Raw genomic sequence first — 14,020 nt, forward strand, 5'->3', positions numbered from 1 at the left:
TCGAGCGGCCCGGCGTGTCTCCGCCCGAATCGTCCGGAAACGGGGCGCCGCGTACCGTGACCGCGTGATCGTTCCGGATGACCTTCCGCTGTCCCGCGCCGGCATCGACCGAGCCGCGCTGCTGCGTGGCGACGACGAGGTGGTGCCTCGAGCCCTCGCCGACGAGGCGACCCGCGTCCTGCTCGTGTGCGACGGCGCGGTCGTCGCGAGCCCTGAGCCGAGGGTGACGCTGCTCTCGCCGCAGGGCGTCGCCGCGATCCTGCCAGGCCCCGGCGACTGGCTGCTGCTCGGGCGGAGCGACGCCGGCGAGACGTACCTGGCCCGGCGGGTGCCCGAGCGCCGGCCGGCCCCGCGCGTCGGCGAGGCGGCCGACGTGCTGGTCCACTCTGCGCCGTCCGCCCCGGACCCGGGCCCCGAGCCGGTCCTGCCCGACGGCCTGGGCTGGACCTCGCTGCGCGACATCGGCGCCGGCCTGACCGCGCAGGAGGCGGGGCTCGTCACGACGGCGGTCGCGCTGGACTCGTGGCACGCCCGGCACCCCCGCTGCCCGCGGTGCGGCGCCGAGACGCGCGTCGCGCAGTCGGGCTGGACCCGGGTCTGCGTCGTCGACGCCTCCGAGCACTACCCGCGCACCGACCCCGCGGTGATCATGGCGGTCGTCGACGCCGACGACCGGCTGCTGCTGGGGCACGCGGCGCACTGGGCGGCGGGCCGGTGGTCGACGCTCGCGGGTTTCGTCGAGGCCGGGGAGTCGCTCGAGCACGCCGTGCGGCGCGAGGTGGCGGAAGAGACCGGTGTGCTGGTCGGTGCCGTGTCCTACCGCGGGAGCCAGCCGTGGCCGTTCCCCGCGTCGCTGATGCTCGGCTTTCGCGCGACCGCGGAGTCGACCGACGTGACCGTGGACGGCGTCGAGCTCACCGAGGCCCGGTGGTTCTCCCGCGAGGAGCTCGCGGCGGCCGTCGGGTCGGGCGACGTCATCCCACCGGGCCGGGCGTCGATCGCGCGGGCACTGGTGGAGGAGTGGTTCGGCGGACCGCTCTGAGGACAGCGGAGCCGGTCAGACGAGCCCGCGGTCAGGAGAGGCGGGCGCGCACCTGCGCGAGCGAAGGGTTCGTCGCGGCGGACCCGTCCGGGTACACGACCGTCGGGACGGTCTGGTTGCCCCCGTTGAGCGACTCGACGAGCGCCGCGGCGTCGGGGTGCTCCTCGATGTTGACCTCGGTGTAGCCGATGCCGGCGGAGTCCAGCTGCGTCTTGAGCCGGCGGCAGTAGCCGCACCACGTCGTGGAGTACATCGTGATGGTGCCGGCGTCGGGCAGGGTCTGCGTGGTCATCGATTCCTCGGTCGCTGGTCGGGACGTCGGGCGAGATCGTCGCCCACGACGTGAACGTCCGCGAGCCCCGGTCTCTTCCCGGGTCGCACGGACGGGCGACGGTACCTGACCGAGACAGGACCGGACGTGCACAGGGCGGCACGGGGTGTGGGCGCGGGCTGCGAGACTGTGCCCGATGTCCGCCGAAGCCCTCCTCGATGCGCTCGACCCCGAGCAGCGCGCCGTCGCGACCTCGCTGCGTGGGCCCGTGCGCGTGCTCGCCGGTGCCGGCACGGGCAAGACCAGGGCGATCACGCACCGCATCGCCTACGGCATCCAGGTCGGCGCGTACAGGCCGGCCAACGTGCTGGCGGTGACGTTCACGGCGCGGGCGGCGGGGGAGATGCGCACGCGGCTGCGGCTGCTCGGCGCGTCGGGCGTCCAGGCCCGGACCTTCCACGCCGCGGCGCTGCGCCAGCTCGGCTTCTTCTGGCCCAAGGTCGTCGGGGGACCGCCGCCGCGGATCCTCGAGCAGAAGGTCAAGCTCGTGGCGCACGCCGCCACCCTGGTGGGGCTCGAGACCGACCGCGAGAGCGTGCGCGACCTGGCCTCGGAGATCGAGTGGGCCAAGGTCTCGCTGGTCACCGCGGACGACTACGCGAAGGCGGCGGCCGCGACCGACCGCCCCGGCCCGGGCGGCGTCGACCCGCAGTCGGTGGCCCGCCTGATGGCGGCGTACGAGTCGGCCAAGGACCAGCAGGGCGTCATCGACTTCGAGGACGTGCTGCTCCTGCTCGCGGCCATGCTGGCCGAGAGACGGGATGTCGCTGAGTCCGTCCGCGAGCAGTACCAGCACTTCGTCGTCGACGAGTACCAGGACGTCAGCCCGCTGCAGCAGTACCTGCTGGACCAGTGGCTGGGCGGTCGCCAGGAGCTGTGCGTCGTCGGCGACCCGAGCCAGACCATCTACTCGTTCGCCGGTGCGACCGCCCACCACCTCACCTCGTTCACGGCCACCTACCCGCGGGCGACCACCGTCGAGCTGGTGCGCGACTACCGCTCGACGCCGCAGGTGGTCAGCCTCGCCAACCACGTGATGGATGCGGCCCGCAAGGCGGGCGGTCCCGCCCCGCTCGCCCTGCGCGCGCAGCGCCCGGACGGGCCCGACGTCGCGTACGTCGCCTACCCGGACGACGACGCGGAGGCCGCCGGCGTCGTGCAGTCCATCGCGGACCTGGTGCGCCGCGGCGTCTCGCCCGCGGACATCGCGGTGCTGTTCCGGACGAACGTGCAGTCGGAGGCCTTCGAGGCGGCGCTCGCCGACCGTGGGATCGCGTACCAGGTGCGCGGGAACGCCCGGTTCTTCGCCCGCGCGGACGTGCGCAAGGCGATGGTCCTGCTGCGGGGCGGGGCGCGGGCGGCCGACCCCGGGGTGCCGATGCCCGAGTCGGTGCGGGACATCCTGCGCACGGCGGGCTGGACCGAGAGCCCGCCGGAGGGCCGGGGTGCGTCGCGGGAGCGGTGGGACGCGCTGCAGGCCCTGGTCACGCTGGCGGACTCGTTGGCCGCGGCCCCGACGACAGGCGGGGGTGAGCCGACGGTGTCCGACCTCGTCGCGGAGCTCGACGAGCGTGCCGCGGCCCAGCATGCGCCGACGGTCGAGGGCGTGACGCTCGCGTCCCTGCACGCCGCCAAGGGTCTGGAGTGGGACGCCGTCTTCCTGGTCGGGCTCTCGGACGGGCTGCTGCCGACGGTCCAGGCGCAGACGGACGCGGCGATCGCCGAGGAGCGGCGCCTGCTCTACGTCGGCATCACCCGCGCGCGCGAGCACCTGCAGCTGTCGTACTCGCGCGCAAGGCACCCGCGCGCCCGGGCCAGCCGGGGCGTCTCGCGCTTCCTCACCGACCTGTGGCCCGACGAACGCCGCCGCCCGGCCGGTCCGCGACGCGAGCTCGACGACCGCCAGCAGGAGGTGGTGGATCGCCTCACCGTGTGGCGGGACGCCCACGCGGCCGAGGTCCGTCGCCAGCCGGCGTCGGTGCTGACGTCGGCGACCATCCGGGCCATCGCCGAGCGCTGCCCCGCCACGCTCGAGGAGCTCGGCGCCGTGCGCGGGGTCGGCCCGACCACGCTCGCCGGCATCGGTGAGGACGTCCTCGCGACCGTGCGCGCGGCCCTGCACGCACCGGCGCGATGAGTCGTTCTCGGCTTGGCAGAAATTAGTCGACGAATCTTCGTTAAATCGGTTGTCCGCGTTTCCGGGCCTGTCCTAGGGTGGGCGACGTCCTTGTAGAGGGATCGCGCAGAAGATGCGAGGGTCCGAGCCGGAGAGGGGGTGGGTGCACTGATGGAGAGCATCACGATGATCGCGACGCCGAACGCCTATGCGTTCCTTCCGCGACTCGTCGCACCCGTCACGTTCCGGTCCCAGGGGATCGCCCTGCCCATCGGCGGCGGCGCCCTGGAGCTCACGGGCGGCCCTGCGAAGCGTCGTACGGCGACCGATCCCCGTCAGCACCTGATCCGGACTCCCATGATCTGACCCCCACAAGGGGCCTCAGGCCGCGGAGTCCGAACTCGGACCCGCGGCCTTTCTGTTTCTCCCGATGAGTCGGGTGGACGGGTGGGCGGTCGGTCCGGCACCGACGCAACACCCTCACCAGCAAGGACATCAGGAGGACATCGTGCGGCTCACGACGCTGCTCGACACGGTGAACCAGGGCGGATCCGGCGCTTGGCCCCTCACCGACAGCACTTCGGCGACTGACGACCGCCAGACCTTCGACCAGATGGTCGCCGACTTCATCCCGTGCCGGTCGGGTGACCCCGAGCTGTGGTTCGCCGAGCGGACCGCCGAGGTGGAGCAGGCCAAGGCTCTCTGCCGCGAGTGCCCGCTGATCGAGGGCTGCCTGGCCGGCGCCATCGAGCGGGCCGAGCCCTGGGGCGTCTGGGGCGGCGAGGTGTTCGTCGGCGGTGTGGTCGTCGCGACCAAGCGCGGTCGCGGTCGCCCCCGGAAGAACGCGGTTCCCGCGGCCTGACTCAGCCGGCCGTGACACGTCCCTGCTCGCGCACCAGCGACGCCGGGAGGGCGGTGCACCCACACTCGGGGTGCACCGCCCACGTGCGTCTGCGGGGGACCGCGTCGGGCAGGCCGACCTCGAACGTGGCGCCCGGCGCCAGCCCGGGCTCGCGGTCGAGGTGCGCCAGGACGGCGGCGGTCCCGATCCCGGCGCAGACCGTGGCGACGGGACCCGGTTCGCCGGGGGCGACCGGGTCGGCGCGCAGCTGGTCGCGCAGCGACGGCCACGCGGCGTCAGCATCAGCACGTTGCAGGTCGAGGCATCGCAGGCACGGACCGGCCCCCGGGACGACGAACGGGCCGACGACGACGTCCGCCTCCCGGACGACGACCGAGAGGTGGACCGTCGAGCCGGCGACGAGCACCGGGCTGCGCAGGGGATCGGCGACCCGGTCCTCGACGAGGACCACGGCGTCGGGGCGCCGGTCGGACACGGTCGACACGTGGGGTGCGACGTCGCGCACCAGCCGCGCCGCCACCTGGTCGCGGACCGATCCGACGTCCGACCAGCGGTAGCCGCAGACCCCCACGTCGGTGGAGCGCACGGGCCGCGCGTCGTCCACCAGCACGGTGCCGACGCCGGCCGCCGCGAGCCCGACCGCGATGCCGAGCCCGGTGGGCCCGAGCCCGAGCACCCCGACCACGCGGTCGGCACGCCCGCGCACCAGCCCGGGTCCGTCGCCGTCCGGGCGCAGCAGGGACCAGACGTCCGCATCCACGGCGGCCGGGCCGCGCAGCAGCGGCCGCACCGGCAGGTCCTCGGTCAGACCGGCGGCCGCCAGGGTGCCGACGATGCCGCGGACCCGGTCGGGGTCCACGCCGACACCGGCCGCGACGGAGTCCAGCCCGGTGAGCTCGGTGCGCGGGTCGACCGCGAGCAGCAGGTCCGCCTCGGCGCGGGTGAGGTCCGGCAGCCGGACGGCCCAGCGGGGGTCGGTGCCCACCTGGACCTCGGTGGCGGTGCGGCGCAGCACCCGCAGCCCGGCTCGCAGTCGCATGCGGTCACTCTGGCAGCGCGCCCCGCGCGCCGGCGGGGGTCGTCCACAGGCGCCGGACATGCCGAAGGGCACCGTCCGAGCGGACGATGCCCTTGGGCGATCCTGGTGGGCTCAGGCCTTGCCGAGGATGCGGTTGAGCTTCGTGCCGCAGACCGGACAGGTGGCCTTGGCCATCCTGCGACCGGACTCCGAGATCACGACGTCGCCCTCGGCCTCGCGCTTCTCCTTGCACTTCACGCAGTAGAACTCGCCTGCATACGTCTCGGCCATGGGGCCCTCCCTCGGTGTCGTGCACCGGACCGGGGGTCCGCCGGCCGGCGGCCGGGCGTGCTGGTGCACCAACGCCCGCGCGCGTCCACAGTAGTAGTCGAGGTGCCCACAGCCCGCGGAATCGTGCAGGACGCGCCGTGTGGTGGTGGGTGAAGCGGGGCGCGACGCCTCCGTCCGTGGCGCGCGCTACCGTGCACCTGTGCAGCCCACGCAGGACCTGTCGCAGGTCGAGATCCGTCGCTCGCGCAAGCGCGTGCGCACGGTGACGGCCTGGCGCGAGGGCGACCGGACCATCGTCGCCATCCCGGCGCGGTTCACGCGGGCGCAGGAGAACGAGTGGGTCCGCCGCATGCTCGCCCGGCTCGCGGCGCAGGAGCGGCGGCGGCGACCGTCGGACGACGAGCTCGCGTCGCGTGCCGCCGACCTCTCGGCCCGGTACCTCGGCGGCCGGGTGCAGCCCACGAGCGTGCGCTGGTCGAGCAACCAGGGTCGCCGGTGGGGGTCGTGCACCCCGTCGGACGGCACCATCCGGATCTCCGACCGCGTCCGCGGGATGCCGAGGTGGGTGCTCGACTACGTGCTGCTGCACGAGCTCGCCCACCTGCTGCACGCGGGGCACGGACCTGACTTCTGGGCCGAGCTGGACGGCTACCCGCGCACCATGCGCGCCCGGGGCTTCCTCGAGGGGTATGCATACGCGGCCGAGCGGGGCGCGGACGAGCGCGGGGAGCCGGAGCCTGGCGACGACGTCCCGGCCGAAGAGGTCGACGACGGCGGCCTCGACGAGCCGGAGGACGTCGTCACGGACGAGGTGGCCGACGACGAGCTCGCCGACGACGACGAAGCGATCGGCCAGCTGGAATTCGAGCTGGACTCCGACCGGGACCGCTGAGCGCGGCCGCGTCCCTCAGCTGGGGTCGGATCCCGTCGGGGCGTTCGGCCCGGCATCCGGGTCCTCGCCCAGGATCTCCGCCAGCGCGCGGTCGACCTCGGCGGCGTCGTCGACCGCCGTGGCGCGGCGCGCGGCGTAGCCGGACGGGTCGTCGAGGTCCTCGGTGCCGGGCAGCAGGTCGGGGTGGTCCCACACGGCGTCGCGGGCCGCGGGGCCGTCGTCGCGACCGATGTGGGCCCACAGCGCCGCGGCGTCCCGCAGCCGGCGCGGTCGCAGCTCGAGGCCCACCAGGTTGGCGAACGTCTGCTCGGCGGGCCCGCCTGCGGCGCGGCGGCGGCGGATCATCTCGCGCAGCGCCATGGTGTGCGGCAGGTGGGGGAGCGCGGCGGTGGCCGTCACCTCGTCGACCCAGCCCTCGACCAGCGCGAGCGCGGTCTCCAGGCGCTCGAGCGCGGCGACCTGAGCCGGCGTGGTGTGCGGTGCGAAGACGCCGCCGGAGAGGGCCTGCTGGAGTGCCGCGGTGTCGGTCACGTCGATCGAGCGGACGGCCTCCTCCAGCTGGTCGGCGTCGATGGTGATGCCGCGCGCGTACGTCTCGACGGTGGCCAGGAGGTGCGAGCGCAGCCACGGCACGTGGGTGAACAGCCGGGTCGCTGCCGCCTCGCGCAGGGCGAGGAAGAGACGGACCTCCTCGGCGGGGGCATCCAGTCCCTCGGCGAACGCGTCGACGTTGGCGGCGACGAGCGCGGGGGCGGGCCGGTCCAGCAGGGGCAGGCCGATGTCGGTGGTGCCGAACACCTCGTGCGCGAGGGTGCCGGCGGCCTGGCCCACCTGCATGCCGAACACCGCGGAGCCGAGCTGCCGCAGCAGCTGGCCGGGCTCGATGCCGCCGGGGAGCATGGGCTGGTCGTCCGAGTCGTCGCCGAGGGCTCCGCCCAGCGCGCCGACGAGCGCGGTCGACAGGGACGACGCGACGGGCTCGGTGAGCGTCCGCCACGTCGGCAGCGTCGCCTCGACCCACTCCGCCCGGCTCCAGGCGCGTGCGGCCCCCGTGGACGGCGGGAGGTCCGTGGCCGCGTCGAGCCAGAGCTCGGCGACGGCGAGCGCATCGAGCACCTGCCGGCTCTGGGCCGCGGTGAGCGACGGGTCGCCGCCGGCGGCGGCCTGCTGGCGGGCGAGGTCGTGAGCCATCTGCCAGTTCACGGGGTCGTCGCCCGAGGCGGACAGCAGCGCCTGGACCTGCGCGAACACCTGCTGGAGCGCGGCGGGGTCGTCGGGCAGGCCCGAGGCGGCGGCCATGGCGGCGGGATCGAACCCCCGCTCCTGCAGCTCGCGGATCGCCTCGTCCGCGCTGTCGCCCAGCATCGCGCGCATCACCTGCTCCCAGGCGGGCACGCCACCATCGGCTCCGGGGACGGCGGAGTTGTCGGGGCTCACGTGGACCTCCTGCGACGATAGGGCCGGCTGCGGACCACGGTAACCGCGCAGCACAGGAACGAGGGATGGTGGGCGAGCAGATTCGCTCAGGGCGCAGCACGCGTCCCGAGCCGGCGGAGGGCGCCGACGAGGTCGTCGTCGTGGGGCAGGGGCCTATCGCGGCCGCGGTCGCCGCTGCCTGGGGCGGGCACGTGCGGACGGTCGACGAGCTGCCTGCGGAGAGCCCGGCCGACGTGCTCGCGGGCGCGACCGTCGTCGTGCTCGTCGCGCACCCCGGCGATCTCGTCGGCACCGCGGTCAAGGGGCGCCGCGAGCGGGAGGCGGCGATCGTCGCGCACACCCAGCGGGGGCTGGCGGCCGCGCGGGCCGTCGGCGCGCGGCACGTCGTGGCCGTCTCGTCGGCCCTCGTCTACGGGGCGTGGCCGGACCGGCCGGTGATCCGGGACGCCGACCCGCTGCCCGGTGCGGACGAGGTGGCGCGCGACGGTCTGGTGGGCGACCTGCTCGCGGCCGAGGCGGTGCTGGCGCGCGGCAGCCGCCGCCGGTCGCCGCTGGTGACGGTCCTGCGGCCGGCCGCCGTCGTCGGGGCCGGCGTCGACACGTTCGTCACGCGGCACTTCGAGGCGCCGCGCCTGCTCACCGTGCGCGGGGCAACCCGGCAGTGGCAGTTCGTCCACGTCGACGACGTCGCCGGGGCCGCGCGGTTCGCGGTGGAGCACGGGCTGGCGGGTGTGCTGACCGTGGGGGCCGACGACGTGCTGGAGCCCGCGCAGGTCGAGGCGGCCGCCGGCATGCGACGGATCGAGCTGGCGGCGGCCACGGCGTTCGGCACCGCCGAGCGGCTGCACCGGGTCGGCGTGCTGCCGGCCCCGGCGTCCGAGCTCGCGTTCGTCGTCTACCCGTGGACCGTCGCGGCCGACCGTCTGCGGGCAGCGGGCTGGGAGCCCCTCTGGTCGAGCGCGGCCTGCCTCGACGTGCTGCTGGAGGGCGTGCAGGGTCGGCTGGCCGTGGCCGGGCGCCGGGTGGGCACGCGCGACGCGGCGGCGCTCGGCGCGGCCGGGGCCGCGGTCGCGCTCATCGGCACCGCCGCCATCTGGCGCCAGGCGCGGGCGCGTCGGCGACCATGAGCCGGGCAAGGGATGATGTGGACGTGCTCGACCAGCCCCCCTCCCCGTTCGACGGCTCCGCCCAGATCACCGACGAGCCCGAGCGGGTCAGCCCGCGCTCGATCATGCTGTCGGTCGGGATGCTCGTCACGGCGCTGCTGCTCGCGGTGCTCGTGGTGCTCCCGGTGCCGTACGCCGTGAACAGCCCGGGTCCGACGCGCGACGTGCTCGGCGAGCACGACGGCACCCCGCTCATCCAGATCTCCGGCGCCGAGACCTACGACTCGACGGGCGAGCTGCGCCTGACGACGGTGTCGGGCACCGGCGGACCCGGCTTCCCGTCCAGCGCGGTGGGCGTGCTGCAGGGCTGGCTGTCGCCGTGGGTCGTCGTGCAGCCGGTCGAGCTGCTGTACCCGCCCGACCAGACGCAGGACGAGATCGACAAGTCGAACACGGCCGAGATGGTGTCCTCGCAGGAGAACGCGACGGTCGCCGCCCTGACGGAGCTCGGCTACGAGGTGCCGGCCACGCTCGTCGTCGCCGGCACGGTCAAGGGCACCGACGCGGAGGGCAAGGTCGAGGAGGGCGACGTCATCGTGGCGCTGGACGGCACGCCGGTACCCGACTACCAGGGCCTGATCGCGCAGCTCGACGGCGTCGACCCGGGGTCGACGGTGACGCTGACGGTCCGCCGGCACGGCCAGACCGTGGACGTGCCGATCGTCACCGGCACCAAGGACGACGGGCGCGCGCAGATCGGCGTGTACATCGACCCGACCTTCGACCTGCCGGTCGACGTGACCATCAGCATCGACGACATCGGCGGCCCGAGCGCCGGCACCATGTTCGCCCTGGGCATCGTGGACAAGATGACGCCGGAGGACGAGGCGAACGGCAAGGACATCGCCGGGACGGGGACCATCGACGTCACGGGCGAGGTCGGGGCCATCGGCGGCATCCGGCAGAAGCTCGCGGGTGCGCACCGGGACGGCGCGACCTGGTTCCTGGCGCCGGAGTCGAACTGCGACGAGGTCGTCGGGCACGTCCCCGAAGGGCTGCGCGTGGTGCGCATCTCGACCCTGCACGAGGCGCGCGAGGCGATCACCAAGATCGGTGCGGGGACGGGCGCGGACCTGCCCACCTGCACGAAGTAGGGGCTACTCGAGGGTGGTCCGGACCGCGGCGACCAGGCCCGGGACGAGGTCCGCACCCTGACCGACCTGCTCGTCGACGTCGTTCGCGCGCGTGCGGACCGCGCACCACGCGGGCCCGTCGCGCAGGGCGCCGACGACGAGGCGCACGTCCTGCCGCTCGGGGTGGCTCAGCAGGTACTCCAGGGCCGCGTCGGTGTCCTGCGGCATGGCCTCCTCGGCGGCGGGCGGCAGCACCACGCGCTCGACCGTGACGGCCATCCCGTCGACCGTCGCCGGCCACGAGAGGCCGGCGAGCAGGGTCTCCAGGTCGGGCGCCTCGGGCAGCTCCTCCTGCTCGACCGACGTGAGGTGCCAGGGCTGCGCGCGGGCCGCGGCGAGGACCGCGGGGTCCAGCTGGGCGGCGAGCCCGGGCTCGGTGGTCAGCATCGCCTGCGTGCGGACGAGCGCGAAGACGCGCACCGGGCCGTCCCAGCCCGCGGCGGCCACGTGGTGCTCGATCTCCCGGACGGAGTCGACGAGAGCGGTGAGGGCGGGGGAGTCGGAGGGGACGGGGTCCACAGGGTCTGAAGCCACCCCCTCATGGTCGCATCCGTGTGGGAACCTGTGCCTCGGCCGGCACGTTCAGCGTGCGAGTGGTGCGCGTCTTGGCGCGTCGCTCGACGCGGTCCGCGACCGTGCTCTGCAGTCCCGCACCACCTGTGCTCATTCCTGTTGCCGACGACGAGGACCGCCACGCCGTGACCTTCGGAAGCCCGCCCCGACCCCGCTCGGCGCCCCCGCGGCGACGCGGTGCCCTCGCCCCGACGCTCGTCGTCCTCGGGGCGCTCGTCATCCTGGTGCTGATCCTCGCCCAGGTGTGGACCGAGGTCCTCTGGTACCGGCAGCTCGGCTTCACCAACGTGATCGCGACCGAGTGGGGCACCCGCGCGATCCTGTTCGTGCTCGGGTTCGCCATCATGGCCGGGGCGGTGTTCTGGAGCCTGAGCTTCGGGTACCGGTCCCGTCCCGTGTACGCGCCGTCGACGCAGGAGCAGGCGAACCTCGACCAGTACCGCGAGGCGATCGAGCCGCTGCGGCGCCTGGTGATGATCGTCGGGCCGGCGGTGCTCGGCCTGTTCGCCGGCGCCGCGGCGTCGCAGCAGTGGCAGACGATCCAGCTCTGGATGCACGGCGCGTCCGTCGGCAAGACGGACCCGCAGTACGGCATCGACCTGGGCTTCTACCTGTTCACGCTGCCCGGCCTGCGGTTCGTCGTCTCGTTCCTCATGGCGGTCACGGTGCTCGCGGGCATCGGCGCGCTCGCCACGCAGTACCTCTACGGCGGCCTGCGCGTCGGCGGCCCGCGCGGGGGAGCGCCGCGCACCACGCGGGCGGCCCGCGTGCACCTGTCCATCATCGCGGCCGTGCTCATGCTCCTCATCGCGGCGAGCTACTGGCTGGACCGCTACTCGATCCTCATGAACACCAAGCGGGACCAGAAGTTCGCGGGCGCCTCGTTCACCGACGTGCACGCGGTCATCCCGTCCAAGGCGATCCTGGCGGGCATCGCGATCTTCGTCGCCGCGATGTTCATCGTGACCGCGGTCCGCGGCAACTGGCGCCTGCCGGCCATCGGCGTCGGGCTCATGGTCGTCGCCGCGATCGCGGTCGGCGGCATCTACCCCGCCGTTGTGCAGCGCTTCCAGGTGCAGCCCAACCAGCAGGACGCCGAGGCGGACTACATCCAGCGCAACATCGGCGCGACGCTCGACGCGTACGGGCTCGACGACGTCGAGAAGACGGACTACAAGGCCAAGGTCACGGCCGAGGCCGGGGCGCTGCGGGCCGACGCCGACACCACGGCGTCGATCCGGCTCCTCGACCCGCAGATCGTCAGCCCGTCCTTCAAGCAGCTCGAGCAGATCCGCGCCTTCTACGACTTCCCCGACTCACTGTCGGTGGACCGGTACACGATCGACGGCCAGAGCCGGGACACGGTGATCGCCGTGCGTGAGCTGTCGCTCGAGGGCCTCGACGCGCAGCAGCGCAACTGGACCAACGACTCGACGGTGTACACCCACGGGTTCGGTGTCGTCGCCGCCTACGGCAACACCACCGCGGTGCGCGGGGGACCGGCCTTCTGGGAGGGCGGCATCCCGTCGACGGGCTCGATGGGCGAGTACGAGCCGCGCATCTACTTCAGCCCCAAGGCCCCGACGTACTCGATCGTCGGCGCCCCCGAGGGCACCAAGCCGTGGGAGCTGGACTACCCCGACGACGCCTCGGGCGGCGCGGTGAACAGCACCTTCCCGACGCAGACCGTGTCGGCCGGCCCGTCGATCAGCAACCCGCTGACCAAGCTGCTGTACGCGCTGAAGTTCGGCTCGGAGCAGATCGTGTTCTCCGACCGCGTGACCAGCGACTCGCAGATCCTCTACGACCGCGACCCGCGCGAGCGCGTGCAGAAGGTCGCGCCCTACCTGACGCTCGACGGGCGCGTGTACCCGGCCGTGGTCGACGGTCGGGTCAAGTGGATCGTCGACGGCTACACCACCTCCGACCAGTACCCGTACTCGGCGTCGCGCCCGCTGGACGAGGCGACGACGGACTCCCTCACCGAGTCCTCCGAGACGGTGCAGGCCCTGCAGCCCAAGACCGTGAACTACATCCGCAACTCCGTGAAGGCCACGGTCGACGCGTACGACGGCAAGGTCACCCTCTACGCGTGGGACGCCGAGGACCCGATCCTCAAGGCGTGGAACCGGACGTTCCCGTCGACGCTCGAGCCGCTGTCCTCGATCGACGGCGACCTCATGAGCCACCTGCGCTACCCCGAGGACCTGTTCAAGGTGCAGCGCTACCTGCTCGCCCGGTACCACGTCACCGACGCCGGTCAGTTCTTCTCCGGCAACGACTTCTGGGCCAACCCGAACGACCCGACCAGCAGCGTCGCCGTGCCGCAGCCGCCGTACTACCTGACGCTGAAGATGCCGGACCAGGACTCGGCCAGCTTCTCGCTGATGTCGTCGTTCATCCCGACCGGCACCAACGCGCGCAACGTCCTGACGGGGTATCTCGCCGTGGACGCCGACGCGGGCAGCGAGGCCGGGAAACCCTCGGCGGACTACGGGAAGATGCGCCTGCTCGAGCTCCCACGCGACTCGACCGTGCCCGGACCCGGGCAGGTCAACAACAACTTCGTCGCCGACCCGACCGTCTCCAACGAGCTCAACATCCTCGGCCGCGGCGACTCCCAGGTGGTGCGCGGCAACCTGCTCACGCTGCCCATGGGCGGCGGGCTGCTGTACGTGCAGCCCGTGTACGTCCAGGCCCGGACCGGGACCACGTTCCCGCTGCTGCAGCGGGTGCTCGTGGCGTTCGGCGACGACATCGGGTTCGCGGACACGCTCGACGGCGCCCTCGACCAGGTGTTCGGAGGCGACTCGGGAGCCGACGCGGGCGACGCCGGCACCTCGCCCGACACCGGCACCGGCACGCCACCGGCCACCGGGACCGAGACCCCGCCGCCGACCGACACCGGCACCGACGCGACCGCCCGCGCGGACCTCGACCGCGCGCTGCAGCAGGCCAAGCAGGCCATCGCCGACAGCCAGGCCGCCCTCGCGATCGGGGACTTCGGGGCCTACGGCGAGGCGCAGAAGCGGCTCGACACGGCCGTGCAGAACGCCGTCGACGCGGAGACGCGCCTCGGTCAGTGACCGCGGACCCGACCGGCGGTGGTGACGCACGCCACCGCCGGTCGGGCCCCGATCCGGGCCTCGCGATTTGGTG

At 73.9% G+C, this 14,020-nt stretch carries 13 protein-coding genes; 8 read left to right on the forward strand and 5 right to left on the reverse strand.

Features of this window, described 5'->3' with window-relative positions; genetic code table 11:
* Positions 1–64: 64 nt before the first annotated feature.
* Positions 65–1,042, forward strand: coding sequence for an NAD(+) diphosphatase (nudC, locus tag AC1DQC_RS12655; RefSeq protein WP_477051592.1), 978 nt, complete (start codon positions 65–67; stop codon positions 1,040–1,042).
* Between the two features lie 31 nt (positions 1,043–1,073).
* Here nudC and AC1DQC_RS12660 read toward each other — a convergent pair whose 3' ends face one another.
* Complete coding sequence (locus AC1DQC_RS12660) at positions 1,074–1,334, reverse strand: mycoredoxin (protein WP_477051593.1); 261 nt, start codon at positions 1,332–1,334, stop codon at positions 1,074–1,076.
* 175 nt (positions 1,335–1,509) lie between these two features.
* Between AC1DQC_RS12660 and AC1DQC_RS12665 the strand changes: the two genes are divergently transcribed.
* The 3 genes from AC1DQC_RS12665 (at position 1,510) to AC1DQC_RS12675 (ending at position 4,351) form a co-directional block, all read left to right on the forward strand.
* Positions 1,510–3,510 carry an ATP-dependent helicase gene (locus tag AC1DQC_RS12665; protein ID WP_477051594.1) on the forward strand — a complete coding sequence of 667 codons (2,001 nt, stop codon included), beginning with the start codon at positions 1,510–1,512 and terminating at the stop codon, positions 3,508–3,510.
* A gap of 150 nt (positions 3,511–3,660) precedes the next feature.
* Complete coding sequence (locus AC1DQC_RS12670) at positions 3,661–3,855, forward strand: hypothetical protein (RefSeq protein ID WP_477051595.1); 195 nt, start codon at positions 3,661–3,663, stop codon at positions 3,853–3,855.
* 142 nt (positions 3,856–3,997) lie between these two features.
* Positions 3,998–4,351 carry a WhiB family transcriptional regulator gene (locus tag AC1DQC_RS12675; RefSeq protein WP_477051596.1) on the forward strand — a complete coding sequence of 118 codons (354 nt, stop codon included), beginning with the start codon at positions 3,998–4,000 and terminating at the stop codon, positions 4,349–4,351.
* Between the two features lies 1 nt (position 4,352).
* On the opposite strand, the gene AC1DQC_RS12680 is transcribed toward AC1DQC_RS12675, so the two are convergent.
* Positions 4,353–5,390: a thiamine biosynthesis protein ThiF gene (locus AC1DQC_RS12680; protein ID WP_477051597.1), complete on the reverse strand. Its 1,038-nt coding sequence runs from the start codon at positions 5,388–5,390 to the stop codon at positions 4,353–4,355.
* A 111-nt stretch (positions 5,391–5,501) separates the two neighbouring features.
* Positions 5,502–5,660 carry a DUF5679 domain-containing protein gene (locus tag AC1DQC_RS12685; RefSeq protein ID WP_370504085.1) on the reverse strand — a complete coding sequence of 53 codons (159 nt, stop codon included), beginning with the start codon at positions 5,658–5,660 and terminating at the stop codon, positions 5,502–5,504.
* Between the two features lie 199 nt (positions 5,661–5,859).
* On the opposite strand from AC1DQC_RS12685, the gene AC1DQC_RS12690 reads away from it, so the two are divergent.
* Positions 5,860–6,552: a YgjP-like metallopeptidase domain-containing protein gene (locus tag AC1DQC_RS12690; protein WP_477051598.1), complete on the forward strand. Its 693-nt coding sequence runs from the start codon at positions 5,860–5,862 to the stop codon at positions 6,550–6,552.
* A gap of 15 nt (positions 6,553–6,567) precedes the next feature.
* Here the strand turns inward: AC1DQC_RS12690 and AC1DQC_RS12695 are convergent, their stop codons facing one another.
* On the reverse strand, positions 6,568–7,989 hold the full coding sequence (locus AC1DQC_RS12695; protein ID WP_477051599.1) for a zinc-dependent metalloprotease: 1,422 nt from the start codon (positions 7,987–7,989) through the stop codon (positions 6,568–6,570).
* A gap of 65 nt (positions 7,990–8,054) precedes the next feature.
* On the opposite strand from AC1DQC_RS12695, the gene AC1DQC_RS12700 reads away from it, so the two are divergent.
* Both AC1DQC_RS12700 and AC1DQC_RS12705 read left to right on the forward strand, forming a co-directional pair.
* Positions 8,055–9,116 (forward strand): NAD-dependent epimerase/dehydratase family protein, encoded by a 1,062-nt coding sequence (locus AC1DQC_RS12700; RefSeq protein ID WP_477051600.1) that lies wholly within the window; start codon positions 8,055–8,057, stop codon positions 9,114–9,116.
* A gap of 23 nt (positions 9,117–9,139) precedes the next feature.
* Positions 9,140–10,249 (forward strand): YlbL family protein, encoded by a 1,110-nt coding sequence (locus AC1DQC_RS12705; protein ID WP_477051601.1) that lies wholly within the window; start codon positions 9,140–9,142, stop codon positions 10,247–10,249.
* A gap of 3 nt (positions 10,250–10,252) precedes the next feature.
* Here AC1DQC_RS12705 and AC1DQC_RS12710 read toward each other — a convergent pair whose 3' ends face one another.
* Positions 10,253–10,822: a PPA1309 family protein gene (locus AC1DQC_RS12710; RefSeq protein WP_477051602.1), complete on the reverse strand. Its 570-nt coding sequence runs from the start codon at positions 10,820–10,822 to the stop codon at positions 10,253–10,255.
* A 164-nt stretch (positions 10,823–10,986) separates the two neighbouring features.
* Between AC1DQC_RS12710 and AC1DQC_RS12715 the strand changes: the two genes are divergently transcribed.
* On the forward strand, positions 10,987–13,947 hold the full coding sequence (locus tag AC1DQC_RS12715; RefSeq protein WP_477051603.1) for a UPF0182 family membrane protein: 2,961 nt from the start codon (positions 10,987–10,989) through the stop codon (positions 13,945–13,947).
* The last annotated feature ends 73 nt before the right edge of the window (positions 13,948–14,020 follow it).

It is taken from the genome of Cellulomonas sp. P4_H12 (genome assembly GCF_056400905.1).